22 protein-coding genes and 1 pseudogene are annotated in these 23,134 nt (G+C 66.1%); 12 read left to right on the top strand and 11 right to left on the bottom strand.

Annotated elements, in window-relative coordinates; all coding sequences use genetic code 11:
* The first annotated feature begins 11 nt into the window (after nucleotides 1–11).
* A complete protein-coding gene (dnaB, locus tag AL755_RS21570) occupies nucleotides 12–1,397 on the top strand; it encodes a replicative DNA helicase (protein ID WP_054012768.1) in 1,386 nt (461 codons plus the stop codon).
* Here dnaB and AL755_RS21565 read toward each other — a convergent pair.
* Nucleotides 1,347–2,339 (bottom strand): DMT family transporter, encoded by a 993-nt coding sequence (locus AL755_RS21565; RefSeq protein WP_237762576.1) that lies wholly within the window; start codon nucleotides 2,337–2,339, stop codon nucleotides 1,347–1,349. The genes dnaB and AL755_RS21565 overlap by 51 nt on opposite strands.
* A 72-nt stretch (nucleotides 2,340–2,411) precedes the next feature.
* On the opposite strand from AL755_RS21565, the gene AL755_RS21560 reads away from it, so the two are divergent.
* The 4 genes from AL755_RS21560 (at nucleotide 2,412) to AL755_RS23660 (ending at nucleotide 5,842) form a co-directional block, all read left to right on the top strand.
* Nucleotides 2,412–3,380 (top strand): LysR family transcriptional regulator, encoded by a 969-nt coding sequence (locus AL755_RS21560; RefSeq protein WP_082369490.1) that lies wholly within the window; start codon nucleotides 2,412–2,414, stop codon nucleotides 3,378–3,380.
* A 2-nt stretch (nucleotides 3,381–3,382) separates the two neighbouring features.
* Nucleotides 3,383–4,789: an MATE family efflux transporter gene (locus AL755_RS21555; protein ID WP_082369489.1), complete on the top strand. Its 1,407-nt coding sequence runs from the start codon at nucleotides 3,383–3,385 to the stop codon at nucleotides 4,787–4,789.
* A gap of 9 nt (nucleotides 4,790–4,798) precedes the next feature.
* Nucleotides 4,799–5,404 carry a hypothetical protein gene (locus AL755_RS21550; RefSeq protein WP_150117206.1) on the top strand — a complete coding sequence of 202 codons (606 nt, stop codon included), beginning with the start codon at nucleotides 4,799–4,801 and terminating at the stop codon, nucleotides 5,402–5,404.
* 72 nt (nucleotides 5,405–5,476) lie between these two features.
* Entirely contained in the window at nucleotides 5,477–5,842 is a 366-nt protein-coding gene (locus AL755_RS23660; RefSeq protein ID WP_192841644.1) for a hypothetical protein, read from the top strand.
* Nucleotides 5,843–5,951: 109 nt separating this feature from the next.
* Here the strand turns inward: AL755_RS23660 and AL755_RS22695 are convergent, their stop codons facing one another.
* Nucleotides 5,952–6,950, bottom strand: coding sequence for an N-acetylglucosamine kinase (locus tag AL755_RS22695; RefSeq protein ID WP_160318948.1), 999 nt, complete (start codon nucleotides 6,948–6,950; stop codon nucleotides 5,952–5,954).
* 92 nt (nucleotides 6,951–7,042) lie between these two features.
* On the opposite strand from AL755_RS22695, the gene AL755_RS21535 reads away from it, so the two are divergent.
* The 5 genes from AL755_RS21535 to AL755_RS21515 all read left to right on the top strand — a co-directional run bounded on the left by AL755_RS21535 (nucleotide 7,043) and on the right by AL755_RS21515 (nucleotide 12,203).
* Complete coding sequence (locus tag AL755_RS21535; protein WP_054012766.1) at nucleotides 7,043–8,014, top strand: MurR/RpiR family transcriptional regulator; 972 nt, start codon at nucleotides 7,043–7,045, stop codon at nucleotides 8,012–8,014.
* The gene (locus AL755_RS21530; protein WP_054012765.1) at nucleotides 8,007–8,771 is read left to right on the top strand and encodes a sugar isomerase domain-containing protein; all 765 of its coding nucleotides are present in this window, start codon (nucleotides 8,007–8,009) and stop codon (nucleotides 8,769–8,771) included. Before AL755_RS21535 ends, AL755_RS21530 begins: the two co-directional genes overlap by 8 nt.
* 131 nt (nucleotides 8,772–8,902) lie before the next feature.
* A complete protein-coding gene (gene ngcE / locus AL755_RS21525; RefSeq protein WP_054012764.1) occupies nucleotides 8,903–10,315 on the top strand; it encodes an N-acetylglucosamine/diacetylchitobiose ABC transporter substrate-binding protein in 1,413 nt (470 codons plus the stop codon).
* Between the two features lie 92 nt (nucleotides 10,316–10,407).
* On the top strand, nucleotides 10,408–11,307 hold the full coding sequence (locus AL755_RS21520) for a carbohydrate ABC transporter permease (protein WP_082369645.1): 900 nt from the start codon (nucleotides 10,408–10,410) through the stop codon (nucleotides 11,305–11,307).
* Between the two features lie 101 nt (nucleotides 11,308–11,408).
* Entirely contained in the window at nucleotides 11,409–12,203 is a 795-nt protein-coding gene (locus tag AL755_RS21515) for a carbohydrate ABC transporter permease (protein WP_237762752.1), read from the top strand.
* A gap of 87 nt (nucleotides 12,204–12,290) precedes the next feature.
* Here the strand turns inward: AL755_RS21515 and AL755_RS21510 are convergent, their stop codons facing one another.
* Nucleotides 12,291–12,845 (bottom strand): CGNR zinc finger domain-containing protein, encoded by a 555-nt coding sequence (locus tag AL755_RS21510; RefSeq protein WP_054012761.1) that lies wholly within the window; start codon nucleotides 12,843–12,845, stop codon nucleotides 12,291–12,293.
* 73 nt (nucleotides 12,846–12,918) lie between these two features.
* Between AL755_RS21510 and AL755_RS21505 the strand changes: the two genes are divergently transcribed.
* Nucleotides 12,919–13,935, top strand: a complete 1,017-nt coding sequence (locus AL755_RS21505) for an EamA family transporter (protein WP_082369486.1) — start codon at nucleotides 12,919–12,921, stop codon at nucleotides 13,933–13,935.
* 2 nt (nucleotides 13,936–13,937) lie between these two features.
* On the opposite strand, the pseudogene AL755_RS21500 reads toward AL755_RS21505, so the two are convergent.
* The 8 genes and pseudogenes from AL755_RS21500 to AL755_RS21465 all read right to left on the bottom strand — a co-directional run bounded on the left by AL755_RS21500 (nucleotide 13,938) and on the right by AL755_RS21465 (nucleotide 21,850).
* Nucleotides 13,938–16,198 (bottom strand): annotated as a pseudogene (locus AL755_RS21500) (heavy metal translocating P-type ATPase).
* Nucleotides 16,199–16,234: 36 nt separating this feature from the next.
* Complete coding sequence (locus AL755_RS21495; protein WP_054012760.1) at nucleotides 16,235–16,465, bottom strand: heavy-metal-associated domain-containing protein; 231 nt, start codon at nucleotides 16,463–16,465, stop codon at nucleotides 16,235–16,237.
* A gap of 5 nt (nucleotides 16,466–16,470) precedes the next feature.
* Nucleotides 16,471–16,797 carry a metal-sensitive transcriptional regulator gene (locus AL755_RS21490; RefSeq protein WP_054012759.1) on the bottom strand — a complete coding sequence of 109 codons (327 nt, stop codon included), beginning with the start codon at nucleotides 16,795–16,797 and terminating at the stop codon, nucleotides 16,471–16,473.
* A gap of 56 nt (nucleotides 16,798–16,853) precedes the next feature.
* Complete coding sequence (locus AL755_RS21485) at nucleotides 16,854–18,317, bottom strand: MFS transporter (RefSeq protein ID WP_082369485.1); 1,464 nt, start codon at nucleotides 18,315–18,317, stop codon at nucleotides 16,854–16,856.
* Between the two features lie 59 nt (nucleotides 18,318–18,376).
* Complete coding sequence (locus AL755_RS21480) at nucleotides 18,377–18,961, bottom strand: dihydrofolate reductase family protein (RefSeq protein WP_054012758.1); 585 nt, start codon at nucleotides 18,959–18,961, stop codon at nucleotides 18,377–18,379.
* Between the two features lie 144 nt (nucleotides 18,962–19,105).
* Entirely contained in the window at nucleotides 19,106–19,831 is a 726-nt protein-coding gene (locus AL755_RS21475) for a VC0807 family protein (RefSeq protein WP_150117205.1), read from the bottom strand.
* A gap of 33 nt (nucleotides 19,832–19,864) precedes the next feature.
* Nucleotides 19,865–20,509, bottom strand: coding sequence for a dihydrofolate reductase family protein (locus AL755_RS21470; protein WP_054012756.1), 645 nt, complete (start codon nucleotides 20,507–20,509; stop codon nucleotides 19,865–19,867).
* A gap of 63 nt (nucleotides 20,510–20,572) precedes the next feature.
* Nucleotides 20,573–21,850 (bottom strand): amidohydrolase family protein, encoded by a 1,278-nt coding sequence (locus AL755_RS21465; RefSeq protein ID WP_054012755.1) that lies wholly within the window; start codon nucleotides 21,848–21,850, stop codon nucleotides 20,573–20,575.
* 168 nt (nucleotides 21,851–22,018) lie between these two features.
* On the opposite strand from AL755_RS21465, the gene AL755_RS21460 reads away from it, so the two are divergent.
* Complete coding sequence (locus AL755_RS21460; RefSeq protein WP_054012754.1) at nucleotides 22,019–23,128, top strand: WD40/YVTN/BNR-like repeat-containing protein; 1,110 nt, start codon at nucleotides 22,019–22,021, stop codon at nucleotides 23,126–23,128.
* Nucleotides 23,129–23,134 lie beyond the last annotated feature (6 nt).

Below are 23,134 nucleotides of genomic sequence, written 5' to 3'. Positions count from 1 at the left end.
GGGCACAAGACATGTCAGCTCCAGCCATGGATGCGGTTGGTTCATCACGAGAGCCGGACTTCGCCCGGACACCGCCGCAGGATTTGGTGGCGGAACAAAGTGTTCTTGGCGGCATGATGCTGTCCAAGGACGCCATTGCCGACGTCGTCGAGGTTTTGCGCGGCAATGACTTTTACCGGCCCTCCCACGAAAGCATTTACGAGGCCATCCTTGACCTCTATGGCCGCGGCGAACCGGCCGACGCCGTCACGGTGGCCGACGAACTGACCAAGCGCACCGAGATTGCCAAGGTTGGCGGCGCCGCCTACCTGCACCAGCTCATCCAGTCCGTTCCCACCGCGGCCAACGCCGGCTTCTACGCCGAAATCGTCGCCGAACGCGCCGTGCTGCGCCGCCTTGTCACGGCCGGTACCAAGATCGTCCAGATGGGTTACGCCCAGGACGGTGAGGTCGAGGACGTCGTCAACGCCGCGCAGGCGGAAATCTTTGCCGTGGCCGAGCGTCGCACCACCGAGGACTATGTGATCCTCAAGGACGTCATGGAATCCACCGTCGACGAAATTGAGGCCTCGGGCCACAAGGGCGAAGGCATGACCGGCGTGCCCACCGGCTTCTACGAATTTGATGAACTGACCAACGGCCTGCACCCGGGCCAGATGATCGTCATCGCCGCACGTCCGGCCGTCGGTAAAAGTACATTCGCACTTGACTGGGCGCGATCGGCCGCAATCGACCACAACATGGCCACGGTCGTGTTCTCCCTGGAAATGGGCCGGAACGAGCTGGCCATGCGCCTGCTCTCCGCCGAGGCCACCATCAGCCTGCAGGACCTGCGCAAGGGAACCGTCAAGGACGACCAGTGGTCCAAGATCGCCACGACCATGGGCAAGATGAACGACGCCCCGTTGTTCATTGACGATTCGCCCAACATGTCGCTGATGGAGATCCGGGCCAAGTGCCGGCGCCTGAAGCAGCAGCACGATCTCAAGCTGGTGATCCTTGACTATCTCCAGCTCATGTCCTCCGGCAAGAAGGTCGAATCCCGCCAGCAGGAAGTGTCCGAGTTCTCCCGCGCACTGAAGCTGCTGGCCAAGGAGCTACAGGTGCCCGTGGTGGCGCTGTCGCAGCTGAACCGTGGTTCCGAGCAGCGCACCGACAAGAAGCCCATGGTGTCGGACCTTCGTGAATCCGGTTCCATTGAGCAGGATGCCGACATGGTCATCCTGCTGCACCGTGAAGACATCTATGACAAGGAATCGGCGCGCGCCGGCGAGGCCGACGTGATCGTGGCCAAGCACCGTAACGGTCCCACGAAAACCCTTGTGGTCGCGTTCCAGGGCCACTATTCACGGTTTGCCAACATGGCCAACGACGGCGGGGGTGGCGGCGGGTACTAGCGCCGCACCGGTGGCCCCGCCGGGCAGGTCACCACGCCCGTCGGGAACGGGTGGCGTGGCCCGGAACCGCGCCTCGATGCGCTGGCCCGCGAAACAGCCGCCAATGATCAGCCCGGCTCCGGCGGCGCCCGCCCAGCCGAGGTGCTCCCCCGCAATCAGAACGCCGGCGAGCACGGCCCAGACCGGTTCGGTGCCCATGAGCAGGCTGGCGCGGGAGGCGGAGGTGCGCCGCACGGCCCAGAGCTGGATGAGGAACGCGAACACGCTGGCGGCCAGCCCCAGATACAGCACGCCCAACCATTCGGCGGGGCCAAAGGAGCGGGCCGCCGTCGCCATGGCCGCCGGGTTGACGGCGATTCCCGCTGCGGCGCACACCACGGCCTGGATCAGGGTGACGGTGATCGAACTGTAGGGCTTGTTTCGAGTCAGGGCGCCGAGCAGGGTGACGTGTCCGGCGCGGACGGCCGCAGCCGCAAGCATGAGCAGGTCGCCGGGATTGGGTGCCCGGAACCCGTCGGCGGAAACCAGCAGGGCCACGCCCACGACGCACACCACCGCCGCCACGAAGAAGCCCCGCGGCAGCCAGCGTCGCGAGGCCGCCGCATCGAGCAGCGGCGTGAAAATCACCGTCAGGGAAATGATCAGCCCGGCATTTCCGGCCCGGGTGGCCGCCACGCCAAACGTTTCCAGGAAGAGCACGGCCGCCTGTGTCAGCCCGAGCAGCGCACCGGTCCACAGCTCCGCGCGCCCCGGGAGCCGCCTGACCCGCCACGCCCACAACACGCCCAGGGCCGCCGACGCCACCAGGAACCGCCAACCCAGCACGGCCGGCACGGGTGCGGCAAGGGTCAGGTCCTTGGCCACGAGGTAGCTGCCGCCCCACACCACGGCCACGGCCAGCAGGGCGGCGTCCACGCCAAGGCGGTTCCACAAGTTCTTCACCGTCCCATCCTGACGTCGATGTAGCGCAAGGACTAGATGTTGATTCTGTACGTAATGCATTAGTTTGAACTTATGGAACTTGGACAATTGAGGGCCCTGCGCGAGGTGCAGGCGAGGGGAAGCATTGCCGCGGCCGCGCTGGCACTGCACGTCACGGCGTCGTCCGTGTCCCAGCAACTGGCGGCCCTGCAGCGCAAGGCGGGGACGGCCCTGACGTACAAACTGGGCCGGCGCACGGCCCTGACCCCGGCCGGGCTGGCGCTGTGCCGGGCAGCGGCCGACGTGGAGGTGGCGCTCGCCCGGGCGGATGCGGCCGTGGAGTCCTTCAGGGAAAGCACCACCGAACCGGTCAGCGTTGCCGCGTTCCACAGTGCCGGGCTGGCGTTCTTCGGCCCGCTCGCTGCGATGTTCGCGGACGACGCCGGCCCCTCCCTGCGCTTTGCCGACCAGGACGTGGCGCAACAGGATTTCCCGGCACTGACCGCCGACTACGATGTGGTCATCGCCCACCGGCTGCCCAACAGCCCGCCGTGGCCGAACACCGTGGCCGTCACGCCGCTGGCCCTTGAACCACTCGACATCGCCGTGGGGGCCGGGCACCGCCTGGCCGGCCTGACGTCGCTGGACCCCGGTGCGCTGCGCGGGGAACAGTGGGTTTCCGTCCGTCAGGGCTTCCCGCTGGACGGCGCCATCGAAATGATCGGCACGCTCGCGGGGGAGGAGGTGGACGTTGCCCACCGGATCAATGAATTCTTCGTGGCCGCATCCGTGGTGGAAAACGGCCGCTACGTTTCCCTGATGCCGCGCTACACGGTGAACCGCAGCCACTTCCCGCGGCTGGTCCTGATTCCGCTGCGCGAACCCGCACTGGGCCGGCACATCGACCTGCTGACCCGGCCCGAGGCCCTCGAACGGGGTGCCGTGCGGCGTGTCATTGCGGAACTGGGGGCCATCATGGCCGGACTCGTGGACGACGCCGGAAACCCGGGCGCAGCCGGAACATCAGGCGCAGCCGGGCTCCCAGCCACCGATACTGTTTAACCATGCCTGAAACCCTGCCCGGCCCCTCCGCGCCGGACGCGTCCGCGGCGGGCCCCTCCGCCCCCGCTCCACCAGCCGGGACCTCGCAGTCCCGGGCGATCCTGCGCCTTGCCGTCCCCGCCTTTGGCGCCCTGATCGCCGAGCCGCTGTTCCTGCTGGCCGACTCCGCGATCGTGGGCCACCTGGGCGTCGCCGAACTGGCGGGCGTGGGGCTCGCGGCCACGGTGCTCCAGACGGCCGTGGGACTTATGGTGTTCCTGGCATATTCCACCACCCCTGCCGTGGCCCGGCTGCTGGGCGCCGGGCGGCGTGCCGACGCCCTTGCCGTGGGCCGCGACGGGCTGTGGCTGGCCGCCCTGCTCGGCGTGGTGCTGGCTGCCGCCGGCTGGCTTACGGCCACCCCGCTGCTCTCCGCACTGGGCGCCGACGGGGAGGTGCTGGACTTTGCCCGGCACTATCTGGTGGTCAGCATGGCCGGGATTCCCGCCATGTTGGTGGTGCTGGCCGCGACGGGCGTATTGCGCGGCCTGCAGGACACACGAACCCCGCTGGTGGTGGCCGGCCTGGGATTTGCGGTCAACATTGTGCTCAATTTTGCCCTGGTTTACGGCTTGCACATGTCCGTGGCCGGCGCCGCCCTGGGCACTGTGCTGGCCCAGTGGGGCATGGCGGCCACGTACCTGGTCATGGTGGTGCGGGCGGCCCGCGCAGCAGGCGTCGGCCTGCGCCCGGACTGGGTGGGCGTGCGCACGGTATCCCGCGTGGGCAGCTGGCTCATGGTGCGCACCTTGTCCCTGCGCATTGCCATCGTGGCCACTGTGATCGTGGCAACGGCCCAGGGCTCCGTCAACCTTGCCGCCCACCAGCTCGCCATGACGGTCTTTTCATTCCTGGCCTTTGCCCTGGACGCCCTGGCCATTGCCGCCCAGGCGCTCATTGGCAAGGAGCTCGGCGCCGGCAATGTCACGGCCGTGCGCGCTCTGACCCGCACCATGACCCGGTGGGGGCTGGGCTTCGGCGTGGTGACCGGCCTGGCCCTGTGGGCGGCGTCCGGGGGAGTCGGCTGGATCTTCACCACCGACGTCGGCGTCCACCACGCGCTGGCCGCGGCCCTGGTGGTCATGGCGTTGGGCCAGCCGCTGGCCGGTTACGTGTTCGTGCTCGACGGCGTCCTGATCGGCGCCGGTGACGCCCGCTACCTGGCGTTGGCCGGGCTGGCCAACCTGGTGATCTACCTCCCGTTGCTGTTCTGGGTCCAGGCGGCCCAGCCGTTGGAGAATCCGGCAGCGCTCGCCTGGCTGTGGGCCGCGTTCAGCCTCGGCTACATGGCCGCCCGTGCCCTGACCCTTGGCCTGCGGGCGCGGACGGGCCGGTGGATGCGGGTCGGGGCCGTGGCGGGCCGCGGCTAGACTTGTTGGGTGAGTGATACAGCCGTGCCCCAGGGCGTCAATGCAACCATTACCAGCACCCCAGCGTCCGCACTGTGGCAGCCGGTGCTTTTCCGCTCCATGATCACCCTGCTTTTCGGCATCATTACGGTCTTTTTCGGGGCGCCGGGAACCCTTGGCCTGTGCCTGAACCTGGCCTGGTACTTTCTGGTGCTCGCCGCGGCGCAGTACTGGTTTGTGCGCCGACTGGCTCTGCCGCGCGGTGACGCCAAGCGGCTGGCCCTGCCCGGGGCCGCAGCGTTCCTGGCCGTGGCCGGCGTCGTCATCTTCATTTCGGTCAACACGGACGTGGCCGCCTGGCTGGGCGCCGTGGCGCTGGTACTCATGGGCGCCGCGGAACTGTACGCCGCCCTGGCAAACCGCGCCGGGAAGGCCGCGAAGTCCCAGCTGCGCAGCGACTGGCTGATCTCCGGCGTCCTGAGCGTTGGCACGGGCCTGTTGCTGCCGTTCTTCATCGGCGCCGGCCCCCATGCCCTCCTGGGCGTCAGCGGCGGCGGCGCGCTGATGACGGGCGCCCTGTGGCTGTTGTCGGCGCTGAGCCTGCGCCATGACGGACGCACGGCAAAAGGTAAGTAAACTGGAAGTAATCTTCTACTTTGCGTAGAACGGCCGGGGTGTGCCGGCAACGACCAATAAAAAGGACTTAACGTGGGCAATGCAGAGCCACAGAACCCGAAGCAGGGCAATTCCATCAGGTTCCCCCTGACCTTTTCCTTCGTCCTGGCACTTGTGGCCGGCGTCGTGGTGCTGGTGGCGTCCGCCGGCGGCACCATCCACGGACTGCGCTGGGACCTCGGCGCCATCGCCTTCGGCATCGCGTTCATCGCCAGCCTGCTCGTGTCCTCGCTGCTGGTCATGGGGCACAAGGAAAACCCCGATTACCTCAGTGAGGGATCCGGCATCAACCGCAAGTCCTCGGACCGCCTGGAGGCCGCCCGGCAGAAGGCCGCGGACGCCGCGAAGGCGGCCGCAGATGCCGAAAAGTCCGACGACGGCGACACCCCGGCGCCTTAGGCCGCCCGGCAACCCGACGGCTCAGCCAACTTCTGCTCCCGATCCCGCCTTCCGCCCCCGAATTACCGGTGGCACAAAGCGGGATCGGGAGCATTTTTGCGTTGGACCGTCAATCGCGCAGCGCAGCCAGGCTTTCGGTGATGCGGCCGAACACGGCGGCGTCCACCTCGACGCCGTTGCGCTTCAGTGCGAGTACGGCGGCGCCCACCACGCCATCGTGGACCAAAACCGGTGCCAGTGGCTCCGAACCGGCGGCCGCACCCAGCTTGTCCGCCAGCCGCGCCGTCACGGCCGCAGCCACGGCGCCTCCCTTGGTCAACACGCTCCCGCCAAACACGAGGGGGCCCGGCGTATCCGCTTCGATCACGGCGCCCAGCGTCCGGGCCAGTGCATCCGCTGCCCGTTCGATGATGTCCGCCGCCACAGCGTCGTCCCGCACGGCAAACACCATGGGCGCAAAGCGTGAAAGTTCGATGGGCCGCATTTCATAGATCTTGACTATCAGCTGCTGCTGCGCGCCCACCCGGCCCTGGGTGCGCACGCCCGGGTCCAGGGTGATGTCCAGCTCGGCCAGCACCAACTCCGTCAATGCCGTGGGAGCCCCGCGGCCGTCCAGTGCGGCGGCCACGGCCCGCACCACCTGGCTCCCCAGCCAAAATCCCGCCCCGTCATCCCCGAGCAGCCAGCCCGTGCCGTCCGCCACGGCCGCGAGCCGGCTTTCCGTCACGCGCGCGGCAACCGCACCGGTTCCGGCTATCAAAGCGTATCCATTGTCCTGATAGGTGCCGGAGTAAAAAGCCGCTAATAGATCAGATTCAATCAGTACTTCATGGGCAAGTCCGAGCGTAATGAAGCGTTGCTGAAACAAATGTGTCGGCAATTCAAGGGATGCACCGGCCATTCCGAGGGTCACCGAATGGAACCGGTTGCCGGTGCCCCCGAGTGCCTTTTCGGAGGCCTCGAGGAGTGAGTCGATAGCCCCCTCAAATCCCCTGGAAACCGGGTTTCCTCCGCCCGAAATGCCATAGCCGAGGCACTCGCCGCGGGCACTTAAAAACACTGCCCGCGTGGAGGTTCCGCCGGCATCAATCGCAAGGTAATTAATCATCGTTACCATTCTGTGTCTGAGTGTGACTTGACTTACATCTGCCTCGATAATAGTTTTCAGTTAGCAATCAACGAAAAGAAACGGATTTTCACATGTCGACGTTCACGCATTCCCCCGCAGCAGTCAGCGCTGCCGGCGTCGTGAACCGCATTCAGGCAAAACTACCCGACATGCCCGCGGCCATGGCCAAGATCGGCGCGTTCCTTTTGGAGCATCCGCAGGCGCCGTTGGAACTGTCCATCATGGAGCTCGCCGAGCAGACCAAGACGTCGCCGGCAACCGTGACGCGTTTTTGCCGCCTGCTGGGTTACGCCGGGTACGTGCCGTTCCGCGTGAGCATCGCCTCCGACGTCGGACGCAGTGACGCCCGCGAATCCTGGAAGGCCGATATTGGCCGCGCGTTCGGCCCCGACGACTCGGCCCGCGACGTCCTCAGCACCCTGGTCAACGCCCATACGCGTTCGCTGGAAGAGACTGCGGCGCTCATGGACCTGGCGCTCATGAACAAGATTGCCCGCCGGATCGCCATGAGCACCCATGTGGACATCTACGGCATCGGCGGCAGTGCCGTCATGGCCAAGGAGCTGCAGTCGCGCCTTTACCGGATCGGCATCAACGCCCACCACTGGTCCGAGGTCCACGCCGGCCTGACAAGCGCCGCCATCCAGGACATGAACTCCGTGGCCATCGGCATTTCCAACACCGGCCGCACCGAAGAGACCATCCAAATGCTGCGCGAAGCCGGTGAGGCCGGCGCCCTGACGGTGGCATTGAGCAACAACCCCGGCTCGCCCCTGGCCGAGGGTGCCGACGCGGCAATCATCACCTCGGTGCACGAGCAGTTCCTGCAGCCCGACGACCTTTCCGCCAAGCATGTGCAACTGCTGGTGCTCGACCTGATCTACCTGCTGGTGGCCCAGGTGAACTTCTCCCAAACCACCTCGAAGCTGGCCGCGTCCGCGATGGCCGTCTCCCCGCACCGCCGCCCCACTCGCGCCGCCCGGCTGGAACTGGGCAACCACCGCGGGGCGCGCAACGGCGAAAGGAACCGCAAGAATGTCTGAATCCATCACCACCTTCAGCCGTGAGGTGTCATCCCGGCTGGATGCGCTGACCCAGTGGGCAATGGACGGCGGGGTTGCCGAGGCTGCCGATGCACTGGCCCAAACCCTGGCCGACGGCGGTGTCATTCAGGCTTTTGGTACCGGCCACTCCGAGGCGTTTGCCATGGAGATTGCCGGCCGCGCCGGCGGATTGATTCCCACCAGCAAGATCGCCCTGCGCGACCTGGTGCTGCACGGCACGCGCGAGGTTGGCGTGCTTGATTCCCTCGAGGGCTCCGTGCTGGAGCGCGAGACCGGTGTCGCCGAAGAACTTTTTGACCTCTCCCTGGTGGATCCGCGCGACATATTTGTCATCGCCTCCAACTCCGGAGTGAATGGATCCATTGTTGGTTTGGCCCTTGTTGCCAAGGAGCGCGGCCACAAAGTGATTGCCGTGACCAGCCTGGAGCACACCAACGCCGTCGAAACAAAACACCCAAGTGGTATGCGTCTCAGTGAGATTGCAGATATTGTTATCGATAACAGGGCGCCTTTCGGCGATACCACCCTTGAAGTTTCCGGCGGAGGAGGTGTTGGAGCGGTCTCATCGATCACGGCAGCGTACATAGCGCAGCTGCTGACCATTGAGACGGTCCAGAACCTTGTCCGAGCGGGGAAGAAACCGCCCATCTATATTTCGGCAAATATCCCGGGCGGGGACGAACACAATACCGCACTGGTAGGCCAGTATGTTGGCCGACTCAGGCGTGACGCGTGATACGCAACCGCATGCAAGTTGACGTCAGCTCCATCGCATGAAGTCAGCCACATGAAACGCATTGCCCGTACAAAAAGTACAAAGTAGTACCGATTTAGCGTTCGTACCATCAATGGAAGGCAGTACATAGAATGACTATTTTGAACAAGCCTCTGCAGCGTCGCGGTTTCCTCCGCGGTGCACTGGCCACCGCGGTTCTCGTGCCCCTCGGCGGCGCACTGGCTTCCTGCGCCGGCGGCTCCTCTTCCTCGACGAGCTCCGCACCCGCCGGTGCCGTCTCCGCCACCAACCCGTTCGGCCTCGCCAAGACCGGCGCACTCGACGCCGTCATCTTCAAGGGCGGCTACGGCATCGACTACGTCGACTTCGCCGGCGCCATCCTCTCCAAGGAATTCCCGGGCGTGACGGTCAAGATCAGCCCGTCCACCGACATCGCCACGGAATTGCAGCCGCGTTTCGTCGGTGGCAACCCGCCGGACCTGATCGACAACTCCGGCGCCAAGGCCATCGGCTTCAGCACCATCCTGGACCAGCTCGAGGACCTCACCACCGTCACCGAGGCGAACAACCTCGAAGGCACCAAGATTGCCGACACCCTGTACGCCGGCGTGCTTGCTCCGGGCACGTTCGACGGCAAGGTTGCCGCCATCAACTACGTGCTGACGGTTTACGCAATGTGGTACTCGGCCAGCCTGTTCAAGACGAACAACTGGAAGGTTCCCACCACCTGGGACGAGGCGCTGGCACTGGGTGCCGAGGCCAAGAAGCAGGGCAAGTACCTGTTCCTGTGGGGCAAGGAAGCCGCAACCTACTTCCAGGAAATGTCCATCGCCTCCGCCATCAAGGAAGGCGGCGACCAGGTTCGCCTGGACCTGGAAAACCTCAAGCCCAACGCCTGGTCCGCTCCGGCCATCCAGAGCGTCTTCGGTGCACTCGAGAAGATCATCAAGGCCGGCTACATCAAGCCCGGCGGCTCCGGAACCCAGTTCACGGCCGCACAGGCACAGTGGTCCAACAACCAGGACGCCCTGCTGTACCCGTCCGGTTCCTGGATCGAGAACGAAATGAAGGACCAGACCAAGGCTGACTTCCAGATGACGGGTGCACCGGTTCCGGTTGTCTCCGCCAGCCCGAAGATCGCCCAGACCGGCCTGCACTCCGCAGCCGGCGAGCCCTTCATTGTCCCCTCCAAGGCTGTCAACGTGGCCGCAGGCAAGGAATTGCTGCGCGTCATGCTCTCCAAGGAAGCTGCCACCAACTTCGCCAAGACCAAGCTGGCTCCCACCGTCGTCAAGGGCACCGTCCCGGCCGACGGCTTCGGCTCCACCGCGCTGGTCTCCCAGACGGCCATGCTGGACGGCGCCAAGGCTGACATCTTCACCTGGAACTTCATTGACCTGTACGGCATGAACGGCGACATGCTCGTTCCCTGGAACTCCTTCCTGGACAACAAGCTCGACACCGCCGGCCTGACCAAGGCCCTGCAGGACATCACCGACAAGGTGGCCAACGACAGCTCGGTCAAGAAGATTGAAGTGAAGTGACACAAGTAACAAACAAAGTGCAGTCGGGCAGCGGCGTTCCAGCCGCTGCCCGGCGGCGCCGGAAAAAACTGACATTCGACAAGGTCAGCTTCATGGTGGTCTTTTTGGGACTGCCGTTGGCGATCTATCTGGTCTTCGTCATCTCGCCGTTTGTCCAAGCGGTGTACTACTCGATGACCAGCTGGGGCGGCTTCAACAACAACATGCCGTTCGTTGGCTTCGACAACTACGTCAAGCTCTTCAATGACGACATTTTCATGCTTTCGGTCCGCAACAGCATCACCCTGGCCATCTTCCTGCCCGTGATCACCGTGATCCTGAGCCTGATCCTGGCCACACTCGTCACGATCGGCGGCAGCAGCCGCGGCCAGATCAAGGGACTCAAGGGTGCCGGTTTCTACCGCATCGTCTCCTTCTTCCCCTACGTGATTCCCGCCGTCGTCATCGGCCTCATCTGGGCACAGATCTACGACCCCAGCTCAGGTTTGCTCAACGGCATGCTCACCGGCCTCGGCCTCGACGGCTTTGCCTCCTACGCCTGGCTCGGTGACCCCCGCACGGCCATGATCGCCTCCATGGTGGTCATTGTCTGGGGCTTCGTTGGCTTCTACATGATCCTGTTCATCGCGGCCATCAAGGGAATCCCGGCCGAGACGTTCGAGGCTGCGCGCATTGACGGTGCCGGGCGTTTCCGCACGGCCATCACCATCACGATCCCGCTGATCCGTGACAACATCCAGACGGCGTACGTATACATGGGCATCCTGGCCCTGGACGCGTTTGTCTACATGTCGGTGTTGAACTCCACCGGCGGTCCCGCCAACTCCACCCTGGTCATGTCGCAGAAGCTGTTCTCCACCGCATTCCAGAAGGGCCAATTCGGCCTGGCTTGTGCCATGGGCGTGGTGCTGGCGGCAATCACATTGATCTTCTCGGCGCTCGTCTTCCTGGTGAACCGCCTCACGGGCGGCAGCAAGGATGTGTCTGAATAATGTCACTTAAACTTTCAAGGAAGCCGGCCGTTGCCGGACATGTGGAGCGCAAGGCCCAGGAGACCAGGGGCGACACGATCGTAGCGGGTGTTTCACACACCATGCTCAGCCTGTGGTCGCTGATGGTGCTCATCCCGCTGGCCTGGACCTTCATGTCGTCCTTCAAGACGACCAAGGAGATCTTTGCCTCGCCGTTCGCACTGCCCCAGAAGTGGCAGTTCCAGAACTACGTCAACGCGTGGAACACCGCCGGAATCGGCAGCTACTTCCTGAATACGGTCATCGTGGTCGGTTGTGCGCTGGTGCTCGTGATGATCCTGGGTGCCATGTGTGCCTACGTCCTGGCACGCTACGTCTTTCCGGGCAGCAAGGCCATCTACTACCTGATGCTGGCCGGCCTGACGTTCCCGATCTTCCTGGCCATCGTGCCCCTGTTCTTCATCCTGAAGAACATTGGACTCCTGGGTACGCTGCCCGGACTGATCATTGTATACGTGGCGTTCGCGCTGCCGTTCACCGTGTTCTTCCTGTTCTCCTTCTTCAAGGCTCTGCCGCACGAAATTGGCGAGGCCGCGGCGATTGACGGAGCCGGTGAATGGCGGACCTTCTTCCAGGTCATGTTGCCCATGGCCAAGCCGGGCCTTGCCTCGGTGGCCATCTTCAACTTCCTGGGCCTCTGGAACCAGTACCTGATCCCCGTGGCAATCAACGCCGGCAATCCAAACAACTGGGTGCTTTCCCAGGGCATTGCGGCCTTCGCGGGCCAGCAGGGCTACGCAGTGGACTTCGGCTCGCTGTTTGCCGCAGCCATCATCGTGGTGGTTCCGGTACTCGTCGCCTACATCATCTTCCAGCGCCAGCTGCAAGGCTCGGTGTCGGCGGGAACTATGAAGTAACCCCCAAACACCCCCGCAGTACCCCGGCCCGAGTGGGCGCCCGGTGGCAATGTTCCTCCAGACATTGTCATCGAGTGCCCGCTCGGGCTACTTCTTTTCCAGCTGACGACGCCGGTACGCGGCCACGTGGGCCCGGTTGCCGCAGTTCCCGGTGTCGCAGTACTGCCGGGAGCGGTTCTTGGACAGGTCGATCAGCACGGCCCGGCAATCCGGGGCCGCGCAGACCTTCAGCCGGCCCAGCTCCTTGCTGCGGATCACGTCCACCAGGGCCATGGCGGCCTCCACGCCCATGCGTTGGGCCAGCGGCGCGGCCGGGGCCGTGGCGTGCAGGTGCCAGTCCCATTGGTCGTGCCTGACCAGCTGGGGGAGTGCGTCTGCCCGGGCCAGCAGGGCGTTGACCATGGTGACGGCCAGGTCCTCGGGTGCCGTCCAGATGGTGCGCAGTTCCTCGCGCATGGCGCGCACGGCCGCAAGTTCGCCCGCGGTCCGCTCTCGGGATCCGGTGAACTGTTCCCGCAGCACAAAGTCGTCGAGCTCCGCCAGGTCCTCCAGGCTGTCCGTTCCCGGATCGCCCACGGGGGCGGTGTTGATCAGATTCGCGGCGGAGACCAGCGCCACTTCCGTGTCATTGGCAAAGACCATGTTGACTCCTGACATTTTGCGGGCGTAATGTCATGAGTCTAACGCCTTTTACTCATGACTTACGGATGTTTCCATGCCCTCGACGACGATCGCCTCCCCGCCCACCACCCGCCTGGCTCCGCCTGCCCTGCTGTTTGCGCTGGCCTCCGCGGCAACCTTTGCGCTGTCCGGATCCTTTGCCAAGTCGCTTTTTGAGGCCGGCTGGTCCCCGGGCGCCGCCGTGGCGGCCCGCATTGGCGGTGCCGCCGTCGTGCTGTTGATTCCGGTGATCGTGACGCTCGTGCGGCAGTGGGACACCGTGAAGGGTTCGCTGCTGCGCATCGCCGTGTACGGCGTGGTGCCCATTGCCCTGTGCCAGCTGTTTTACTTCAACGCCGTGTCCCATCTCTCGGTGGGGGTGGCACTACTGTTGGAGTACCTGTCGCCCGTGCTGCTGGTGGGCTGGGCGTGGCTGACCACGCGCACCCGGCCGCGCACGCTGACCATCCTGGGTGCCGTGTTCGCCATGTTCGGCCTGGTGCTGGTGCTCGATCTTGCCGGCGGCGCCCACGTCAGCGTCGAGGGAATCCTGTGGGGCCTGGCCGCAGCCGTGTGCTCGGCCGTCTTCTTCATCATGAGCGCGCGCAGCAATGACAACGTCCCGCCCATCCTCATGGCCGGCGGCGGCATGGCCGTGGGCGCGGTGCTGATCCTGGTGCTGGGCATCTCCGGCCTGATGCCGCTGGCGTTCACCACCTCCGACGTCCTCTTTGCCGGCCACCAGGTGCCGTGGTTCGTGCCCGTCCTGGGCCTGGTGCTTGTCACCACGGTGTTCGCCTACGTGGCGGGCATTGTGGCCACCCGCGGGCTGGGCTCGAAGGTGGCGTCGTTCGTGGCGCTCTTCGAGGTGCTGTTTGCCGTGGTGTGGGCGTGGATCCTGCTGGGCGAGATGCCGCGGCTCGTCCAATTGCTGGGCGGGCTGTGCATCATGGGCGGGGTGGTGATGGTGCGCCTGGACGAGCTGCGCGGCGTGAACCGGCGCGGCCCGTCCTATGCCGTGGACCTGGAAAATGCCGACGCCGGCCCCGCGGTCCGCGGCGAGCTGAACTAGGGTTACTTGCCGAAGCGCCGCAGCCGCAGCGAGTTGGCCACCACCAGCACGGAGCTGGCGGCCATGGCCGCGCCGGCGATCATCGGGTTCAGCAGGCCCAGCGCGGCGACGGGGATGCCGATCGCGTTGTAGAAGAACGCCCAGAACAGATTCGTCTTGATGGTCCCAAGCGTCTTCCGCGACAAGGCGATGGCGGTGGCCACCTGGCCGAGGTCGTTGCCCATGACGGTCAGGTCCGCTGCCGCAATGGCGACATCGGTGCCGGACCCCATGGCGATGCCGAGGTCGGCCTGGGCCAGTGCGGCGGCATCGTTCACGCCGTCCCCGGCCATGGCCACGGTGGCCCCAGCCGCCTGCAGCTTACGCACGGCGTCCACCTTGCCCTCGGGCAGGACCTCGGCAAACACGTCCTCCGGTGCGATGCCGACGACCGCTGCAACCTGGGCCGCCACGGCTGCGTTGTCGCCCGTGAGCAGGATGGGCCGCAGGCCCAGCTCCTTGAGCGTGGCGATGGCCTCCGCCGAACCGGCCTTGATGGTGTCCTCCAGGGCAATCAGACCGGCGGCCTCGCCGTCCACGGCCACCCAGATGGCCGTGGTGCCGCGCTGTTGCTGTTCGGCCAGGGCCGCACGGTCGCCAGCGGAAAGCACGACGCCGTTTTCCTCAAGCCAGCCTGCCCGGCCGGCCAGCACGGTGCGCCCGCCAACCGTGGCGCGCACGCCGCCGCCGGGTGCGGAGGCGAAGTCCTGGATTGCGGGCAGCTCGCCACGGGTCCGGGCGTGGGTGGCTATGGCGTGGGCGATGGGGTGTTCGCTGTGGGATTCCACGGCGCCGGCCAGGGCCAGGATGTCGGCCTCGGGCAGTTGGGTGAGGCTGACGACGTCGACCACGCCCAGCTTGCCTTCGGTGACGGTGCCGGTCTTATCCAGCAGGATAGTGTCAACCGTGCGGGTGTCCTCCAGGACCTGCGGGCCCTTGATCAGGATGCCCAGCTGGGCGGCCCGGCCGGTTCCCGTCAGCAGGCCGACGGGTGTCGCCAGGCCCAGTGCGCAGGGGCAGGCGATGATCAGGACCGCGACGGCGGCAGTGAACGCGGCCTGCACGTCGCCGCTGAGGAACAGCCACAGGGCAAAGGTCAGGACGGCGACGGCCAGCACGATCGGCACGAACACGGCGCTGATCCTGTCCGCCAGGCGGGCGATCGGAGCCTTGCCGGCCTGCGCCGCGCTGACCAGCCGACCCATCTGGGACAGCGTGGTCTCGGCGCCGACGCGGGTTGCCTTGACCAGCAGCCGGCCGGAGGTGTTGATGGTGGCACCCGTGACGGAATCACCCGTGGCGACGTCCACGGGCAGGGATTCGCCGGTGATCAGCGAGGTGTCGACGGCGGAGGTGCCGTCCGTGACGACTCCGTCGGTGGCGATCTTCTCGCCGGGGCGGACCACGAAGACCTCATCGACGGCCAGCTCGGCCGCCGGGATCTTGACCTCGACGCCGCCGCGCAGCACGGTGGCTTCCTTGGCGCCCAGGCTCAGCAGCGCCTTGAGGGCGTCGCCGGCCTTGGTCTTGGCCTTCGCTTCGAGGTAGCGGCCCAGCAGCAGGAACGTGACCACCACGGCGGAAACCTCAAAGTACAAGGGTGCGTGGCCGCTCATGTGCGCACCGTGCGCCGTCAGCATCGGGTTCAGGGCCAGGGTCGCCGCGGAGAACAGGAACGCCGCGCCGACGCCGATCGAGACCAGGGTGTCCATGGTGGAGGCGAGGTGCCGGGCGTTGATGGCCGCGGCGCGGTGGAACGGCCAGGCCGACCATGTGACCACGGGCAGTGCCAGCACGCCAACCACCCAACCCCATTGCGGGAATTGCAGGGCCGGGAACATGGAGATCAGGAAGATGGGGGTGGTCAGGATCGCGGCCAGGATCAGCCGGGGGCGCAGTGAGGCGGCCGTGCCGCCGTGCGCCATGTGATCCATGCCCTCGTGGTGTTCGTGCGCGGCCGGGGTGCCGGCGTCGTGCTTGGCAAGGGGGCATTCTTGACGGTGGCCTTATAGCCGGTGGCGTTGACGGTGTCGATGATTTGTTGGTTGGTAATGCCGGCGGGGACCGTGACCTGGGCTGATTCCAGCGGGAGGTTCACGGAAGCGCTGACGCCCTCGAGTTTGCCCAATTTACGCTCCACCCGGCTGACGCATGAGGCACAGGTCATGCCTTCGATGTCGATCTCGACCATGCGGGGTCCGGAGGTGGCGGTTTGGGACAACATGTCTGAGGCGCTCATGGCGCTCCTTAACTTGGTGGGTTAGGCGTTGGTGGCGACCATGAGGTAGCCGGCTTCGGCGATGGCTTCGCCGATCTCGGCCGGGTCCAGGGTCAGGGTTGAGGTGATGGTGACTTCCGAGAGGCCGCCGGAGTTCAGCTCGACGGCGACGTCCTGCACGCCCTTGAGTTCGGTCAGCTCCTCGGTGACGGAGCTGATGCAGTGTCCGCAGGTCATGCCGGAGACGTTGACGGTGGTGGTGTGGCTGTTCATGGTGCTTAGCTCCTGAGTAGGCGGGAAATGGCGGCGGTGGCTTCGGCGACCTTTTCGGAGACGATCTCCGGGTTGCCGGTTGTGGCGGATTCGTTGGCCGCCCCCACCACGCAATGGGCGATGTGGTCGTCCAGCAGGCCGATGCTCACGGCGTGCAGGGCCTTATTGACGGCGGCGATCTGCGTCAGGATGTCGATGCAGTATTTGTCTTCCTCGACCATGCGGGCGATCCCGCGGACCTGGCCCTCGGCGCGCTTGAGGCGTCGCAGATAAGCCTGCTTTTCCTCGCTGTAGCCGTGCGGGCCCGCGAGCTCTTCTTCTGTGGTGGTCATGCCCTCAATTTATACCCCCCTAGGGTATAAGTCAAGTACCCCCTGGGGGTATCCACTCAGGCGTCGGTGGGCTGCGGTTCGGTCAGCAGCGGGCCGATTCTCTCCGTGCTGGCCCGGGCCCAGGCGGTGGTGGCGAGAATGCCGAGCGCCGCAATGGCCAGCCCGCAGCCAATCACGATCCACCACAGCGGGTGGGTCGCCGCCGCAAAGGATGCCGAGATGGCGTGGGCGGCGCCCACCCCCGTCACGGTTCCGGCCAGCGCCACGCCCAGCGAGATGCCCGCCTGCCGGCTAGTCGACGCCAGCCCCGCCGCGACGCCCGCCTGGGACAGCGGCATGCCGGAGACCGCCGTCGTCGTAATGGGGGCGTTGAGCATGCCGAAGCCCAGACCAAACAGGATGTACGAGCTGAACAGCGCAGCGTTGGATGTGTGCGTGCCCAGGAACGTCATGCTCACCCCGCTCGCGGCCAGCAGGAGCCCCGCGCTGACCAGCGACGGACGGGTGCCGAACCTCCCCACCAGGCGCCCGGACAGCAGCGAAAAGACCAGCGTGGCCAGGGCCAGCGGGAGCATGTAGAGGCCCGTGTTGAAGGGTGAAAGGCCGCGCACGTCCTGCAGGTACAGGGCGTTGATGAACAGGAATGCGCCCCACGAGGAAAACCCGAGCACGGCCGTCAGCGTTGCAGAGGTGAAGGGGACGCTGCGAAAGAACCGCAGGTCGATGAACGGCTCCGGGGTCCTGCCCTCATGCCAAACCAGGACGACGACGGCGGCCGCCGCCACCGCGAACAGGGCCACGATGCGCGGAGAACCCCAACCGGTCCCGGGTGCCTCGATCAGCCCGTACACGAGGGCCACGAGCGCCGCCAGGACCAGGCCCTGGCCCAGCGGATCGAACTTGCGCGCCCGGGCGGCCCGGGATTCGGGCACGAAGGCCGCCGTCAGAACGATCGCGGCAAGGCCGATGGGAATGTTGACCCAAAACACCGCCCGCCAGCCAACGCTTTCCGTCAGCGCCCCGCCCACGAGCGGGCCGAACGCCATGGACACGCCCACCACGGCACCCCACACGCCCACCGCGCGGGCCCTCTCCTTCCGGTCCGTAAACGTGTTGGTGATGATGGACATGGCCACGGGATTCAGCATGGACCCGCCCAGGCCCTGGATGACGCGGGCCGCGACCAGGAAGCCGATGGTCGGGGCCAGGCTGCACAACAGCGATCCGATGCTGAAGACGAACAAGCCGATCTGGAACACCCGGCGCCGGCCGTAGCGATCGGCCATGGAGCCGGACAACAGCAGGAAACTGGCCACGGCCAGGGTGTAGCCGTCCACCGTCCACTGGAGTTGCGAGACGGAGGTGCGGAACTCGCGGCCAATGCTCGGCAGCGCCACATTGACGATCGTGGCGTCCATGGAAACGATCAGCAGGCTCAGGCAGCAGATGCCCAGCACCAACCCCTTGGGTGCAGGTTTTCGCTTCGCTTTTCGACTGGAGGCCACGCTGCGTGCGGACATAGTCCAACTCTCATTTCCTGCACCCGGGATGTCAAACGTTCCGGGGCGGAGGAATTCGCTTACCGGCGGGAGTAGGAGGCGATGATCACTCCCTTGGTGGTGGTGACGGAGCCGGTGAGCTCGAACTCGGTCAGCGGTGCGGTGCCCTCAAACAGGCGGGTTCCGCTGCCCAGGGTCAAGGGGTGGATCAGCAGCTGGTAATGGTCGATCAGGCCGGCGGCGTGCAATGCGCGGATCAGCGAAGCGCTGCCGATGATCACCAAGTCGTTTCCGGGCGTGGCCTTGAGGGCGGCGACCGTCTCGACGGCTTCCCCGCTCAGCAGGATCGAGTTCGGCCAGGCGTCGGCATCCTTGAGCGTCCGGGACGCGACGTACTTCGTGGCCGCGTTCATGTACGTGGTGAACGGGTTGCCGTCGGCTGCGTCGGCCCAGACGCCGATGAAGTCCCGCCAGGTCCGGTGGCCGAAGAGCATGTCACCGGGCTTGGACATGCCTTTGCCCATCTCCTGGCCCATGACTGCGTCGTTGTACTGCCCGGCCCAGCCCCCGAGGGTGAACTCGCCGCGGGTGTCCTCGTCCGGGCGGCCGGGACCCTGGACAACTCCATCGAGGGTGACTGACATGGTTGCCGAGATCGATCGCATGATCTGTTCCTTTCAACTTTGGGCCACTCGTCCGCGGCCCGGTTCACCATGGCGACGAACGGTCGCGGGGAAAATCGACAATTCCCGGCGAAGCAATTTTCTTGCCGTCGGTGCGCTCACCATTGGCGCGTAACTCTGGAGCGTTCAGTTGGATTGGTCCTTGGGATTTCCAGCATTGGCTGCGGCGGCAGCAGCCTCGCGGCCGGCGCGTTGGCCGCGGCGGCTGATGACCACCGTCAGGGCCATCGCCACAACGAACGCGACGATCGGCAGGACCTGGTTCCAGTTGTAGGCCGTCGAGAAGGATGTGGACGCGACGATCACGGCCGTGCCGCCGGCCTGGAGGAGGAAGATCGCCGCCCAGATAATGCTGATCTGATACATGCCGCGGCGAAATCCCGGGTAGGCAAGCCACATCTTGTCGAAGGCGTTCATCCCCTCGCGGCTGCCGTCCGTGCCGTACCGCTGGGCGAAATAAAAGATCACCGGGCGGGGCATCAGCACGCAGGACAGCCCAAAGACCAAGCCAACCAGCGCCGTCGTCGCACAATCCTTGTACAGCAACACTTTTGGATCAGTCCTGCCCACCACGGCCACAACCGCGGAAAGCGCGACGAACGCGAAGATCGCCGCCGAGGCGCCGCTGAACTTCCGCGAGCGGGCCCACACCACCAACGCGCCGAGCAGGGGAGCGATGCTGCCGATCAGGTACGCCGCAACGTCGCTCGCGCCGGCACCTTTGGCGAGATGGAAAAGCCCAATGCCACCGCCGATCTCCAACACCGTGACGACAATATTGAAGGCCACGCCCTTCTTCGCCGGGTGTTCCCTCAACGCCCGTGCGATCTCCTCGTGGTCTACCTGCTCCACTGTTCCGCCGTTCGGCGTGCGCTCAGCGTGCGTTCAGCGTCGGAAGGTGACGTGGATGGTGCCGCTCGGATCCGTCTCGGTTGTCACGGTGTGGCCGGCCTCGAGCCCGCGCAGGTCATCCCAGAGCCGGATCCCGCTTCCGAGCAGGATGGGCGTGATGCCAACGTGCAACTGATCGACGAGTCCTGCTTTCAGGAACTCCCGAACCACAGTGGGCCCGCCCCCAATGCGGACATCCATTCCGCCGGCGACGCTTTGCGCGCGTTCCAGAATTTCCTGGGGGCTGCCCGGGCTCACGAACTCGAACCTGGTGCCGTTTGCCATCTCGATCGGCGGGCGGGGAGTGTGGGTCAGCACGAACACGGGAACGCGGAAGGGAGGCTCGTCGCCCCACCAGCCATTCCAGTTGGGGTCATCCGGAAAATTGTGCAGCCCGAACATCCCGGCGCCCATGATCTCCGCGCCGATGCCCTCGAAGTAGGCGGCGCCGTACTTGTCGTCGACGCCGGTTGTCCCCTCGCCGCTGGTGTCGTGGAGCACCCGCTCGCGGAAGGTGCGGGTGGCCGTGTAGGCCGCAACCAGGCGTCCCCAGTCCTCGCCGAACGGGTTCTCGGGGGTCGCGTCGGTGGTCGTGGCGAAGCCGTCTAGCGAGATGTTGAGGTCGACGCGAACGGTCATGGTGAAAGGTCCTCCCGGTTGTGAATGTGTTAAGCAATGCCTACAGTGGCCGGGCCGCGGCCGTCAAGGTCTGAAGGTTCCCCTGCGTTCGCGCACGGCCGCCACGACCCGGGCAATCTGGGCGTCGAAAGCGTCAAGCTGCTCGGTTTCGGCGGCGCTCGCGGCGAAGGCGCGCCGATCACAGGCCGTGCCGCCGCGCCAAATCCGCTCAATGGCGCGGGTTTCGGTGATGTCCGCCAATGGATCGCCGGACACGAGGACCAGGTCCGCGCGCAATCCAACTTCCACCCGTCCGCGGTCAGCGAGGCCGAACACCCGTGCCGGTTCCGCCGTGGCAGCGGCGAGGGCCTGCGCCGGACTCAGGCCGCACCGGACCAGGAGCTCCAGTTCCCGGTGCAGGCTTGCGCCAAACACGGTCCCGGGGTTCGGGGCATCGGTGCCCGCCAACAGGGTGACGCCGGCAGCGGCAAGCCGCCGTGCATTGCCCTCGGCCCGTGAGTAGGGCGGCATGGCGCGGCCGCCCACCACCGGGGCGCCCGCCGATAACCGACGCACCCAGGCATCCCCAAGCGCAGCCGCGAGCCGGGGATCCCCGGCCACTGCTGCGCCACCAGGCTCACCGAGTGTGTTCTCGATCGTGGCCAGGGTCGGACCGACCGCGATTCCGGCGTCGGCAATGCGTGCGATCAAAACGTGGTCCAGCTCGGCGTCGGCCGGAACGTGGGCCAGAATGTCGACGCCGGCGGAAACGACCTCCTCGACGCCGGCAATCGAGCTGACATGGGCGACGACGAGCAGGCCGCGAGCGTGCGCGGCGTCGACCACGGCCTTGATGGTCGCGAAGTCGAGCGACGGCCACAGCCCACCAATGCCGGAGAAGATCTTCAGGAAGTCCGAGCCCTCCGCGATCCGATCCGCGACGAATTGTTCGGCCTGGTCTGCGGCGGCCAGAGTGGGGAACGGGGCGTACATTGCCGAGGGATGTCCGCCGGGAGCGGTCGCACCGACGCCCGCGGACCGCAGATCGGCCACATCCGGGCGCGAGGCGGCCTGTTCCCTGGCCCCGGCAACCATCTCGGGTTTGCTGAACATGTCGAGGACGGTGGTAACGCCGAAGGTCAGCGATTGCGCGAGGGCGCCGGGAACCAGATGCACGTGGGCGTCGACCAGCCCGGGAAACACGGTCCCGCCCGCCGCGTCGATCACGTCGTCGCCGTCTTGGGCGGCCGAGGCCGCCGAGCACTGGGTGATGAGACCTTCAACGAACCGGATTGACGTCCAGTCCCGCAGCGCGGTCCCGTCGAACACCTTCGCGTTCACGATGGTCGTTGCCTTGGCCATGGGGTCCTCTCTGCGCACCTGTCATTTCCGGCCCATGGACGGAATGTTCTGCCCCGAAGCTTGAATCAAACTTATCGCCAAGACCCGCACCGCGAAGTTACCCGGCTGAAACCCTTGATGCTTCAGCGCGGCGGTGATCGAATGGAACGCATGACAAGCAATGGAGCAATGTCGGAATCGCCCGCGCCAAAAACCGGGCACCTGTTGGCCGTGGGCACCAAAAAGGGCTTATGGCTGGGCACCAGCACCGACCGGAAAACGTACACGTTCACCGGCCCGCATTTCTTGATGCACGAGATCCCCAGCATCGGCATCGACACCCGCAACGGCGGCACCCGCATCCTGGTGGGCCTGCGCAGCGAACACTGGGGTCCCACCGTGGCCCACTCCGACGACCTCGGCGCCACCTGGACCGAGCCGGAGCACGGGGCCATCACCTTCCCGGCGGACACCGAAACCGCCCTGGAGCGGGTGTGGCAGATCCAGCCCGACAGCGCCGACCGCCCGGGCGTGGTGTGGGCCGGCTGTGAGCCCATCTCCGTCTGGAAATCGACCGACGGCGGCGAGCACTTTGAGCTCAACCGCGGCCTCTGGGACCACCCGCACCGCACCGAATGGGGTGCCGGATTTGGCGGCGCCGCAGCCCACACAGTACTGCCCAGCCCGGCCGATCCCAACACGATCCATGTGGCCATGAGTACCGGCGGCGTGTACCGCAGCACCGACGCAGGCGCTACCTGGCAGCCGAGGAACCTGGGCATTGGTGCCGACTTCATGCCGGACGAGGTGCCGGAATTTGGCCAGTGCGTGCACAAGGTCGCACGGGATGCCAATAACCCGGACACTCTGTACGCACAAAACCACGGAGGCGTGTACCGGACCGATGACAACGGGGACTCCTGGAATTCCATTGCAGCGGGCCTTCCCGCGGACTTCGGCTTCACCATCCTCACCCACCCCCGCCGCTCCGGGACCGCCTGGGTGGTGCCGATCAAGGCCGACAGTGAGCGGATCCCGCCACAAGGCCGGCTCGCCGTGCACAGGACCGACGACGCCGGAGCCTCCTGGGCCCGGTTCGACGACGGGATCTCGGAGCCCGACTTCAACGTGGTGTTGCGCGACGCGGCCGCGGTGGACACCGCGGAGCCCGTGGGCGTGTACTTTGGCACGCGCGGCGGCTCCGTGTACGCCAGCGCGGATGAGGGCGCGCACTTTGCCGAGGTCCTCGCGCACCTGCCGGACGTCCTGTGCGTCCGGGCCGCCGTCGTCGCACTCTAAGGGAGG

Source organism: Arthrobacter sp. ERGS1:01 (assembly GCF_001281315.1).
Classification (GTDB): Bacteria; Actinomycetota; Actinomycetes; order Actinomycetales; family Micrococcaceae; genus Specibacter.
Note: the sequence above shows the minus strand (reverse complement) of the source record. Positions and strands in the feature narration are given on the sequence as shown.

Bases quoted from the DNA above. Each gene is read 5' to 3' on its own strand.
- dnaB (WP_054012768.1), top strand. From the start codon at position 12: ATGTCAGCTCCAGCCATGGATGCGGTTGGTTCATCACGAGAGCCGGAC.
- AL755_RS21560 (WP_082369490.1), top strand. From the start codon at position 2,412: ATGGAACTTGGACAATTGAGGGCCCTGCGCGAGGTGCAGGCGAGGGGA.
- AL755_RS21555 (WP_082369489.1), top strand. From the start codon at position 3,383: ATGCCTGAAACCCTGCCCGGCCCCTCCGCGCCGGACGCGTCCGCGGCG.
- AL755_RS22695 (WP_160318948.1), bottom strand. From the start codon at position 6,950: ATGATTAATTACCTTGCGATTGATGCCGGCGGAACCTCCACGCGGGCA.
- AL755_RS21535 (WP_054012766.1), top strand. From the start codon at position 7,043: ATGTCGACGTTCACGCATTCCCCCGCAGCAGTCAGCGCTGCCGGCGTC.
- AL755_RS21530 (WP_054012765.1), top strand. From the start codon at position 8,007: ATGTCTGAATCCATCACCACCTTCAGCCGTGAGGTGTCATCCCGGCTG.
- ngcE (WP_054012764.1), top strand. From the start codon at position 8,903: ATGACTATTTTGAACAAGCCTCTGCAGCGTCGCGGTTTCCTCCGCGGT.
- AL755_RS21520 (WP_082369645.1), top strand. From the start codon at position 10,408: ATGGTGGTCTTTTTGGGACTGCCGTTGGCGATCTATCTGGTCTTCGTC.
- AL755_RS21515 (WP_237762752.1), top strand. From the start codon at position 11,409: ATGCTCAGCCTGTGGTCGCTGATGGTGCTCATCCCGCTGGCCTGGACC.
- AL755_RS21510 (WP_054012761.1), bottom strand. From the start codon at position 12,845: ATGGTCTTTGCCAATGACACGGAAGTGGCGCTGGTCTCCGCCGCGAAT.
- AL755_RS21505 (WP_082369486.1), top strand. From the start codon at position 12,919: ATGCCCTCGACGACGATCGCCTCCCCGCCCACCACCCGCCTGGCTCCG.
- AL755_RS21495 (WP_054012760.1), bottom strand. From the start codon at position 16,465: ATGAACAGCCACACCACCACCGTCAACGTCTCCGGCATGACCTGCGGA.
- AL755_RS21490 (WP_054012759.1), bottom strand. From the start codon at position 16,797: ATGACCACCACAGAAGAAGAGCTCGCGGGCCCGCACGGCTACAGCGAG.
- AL755_RS21485 (WP_082369485.1), bottom strand. From the start codon at position 18,317: ATGTCCGCACGCAGCGTGGCCTCCAGTCGAAAAGCGAAGCGAAAACCT.
- AL755_RS21480 (WP_054012758.1), bottom strand. From the start codon at position 18,961: ATGCGATCGATCTCGGCAACCATGTCAGTCACCCTCGATGGAGTTGTC.
- AL755_RS21470 (WP_054012756.1), bottom strand. From the start codon at position 20,509: ATGACCGTTCGCGTCGACCTCAACATCTCGCTAGACGGCTTCGCCACG.
- AL755_RS21465 (WP_054012755.1), bottom strand. From the start codon at position 21,850: ATGGCCAAGGCAACGACCATCGTGAACGCGAAGGTGTTCGACGGGACC.
- AL755_RS21460 (WP_054012754.1), top strand. From the start codon at position 22,019: ATGTCGGAATCGCCCGCGCCAAAAACCGGGCACCTGTTGGCCGTGGGC.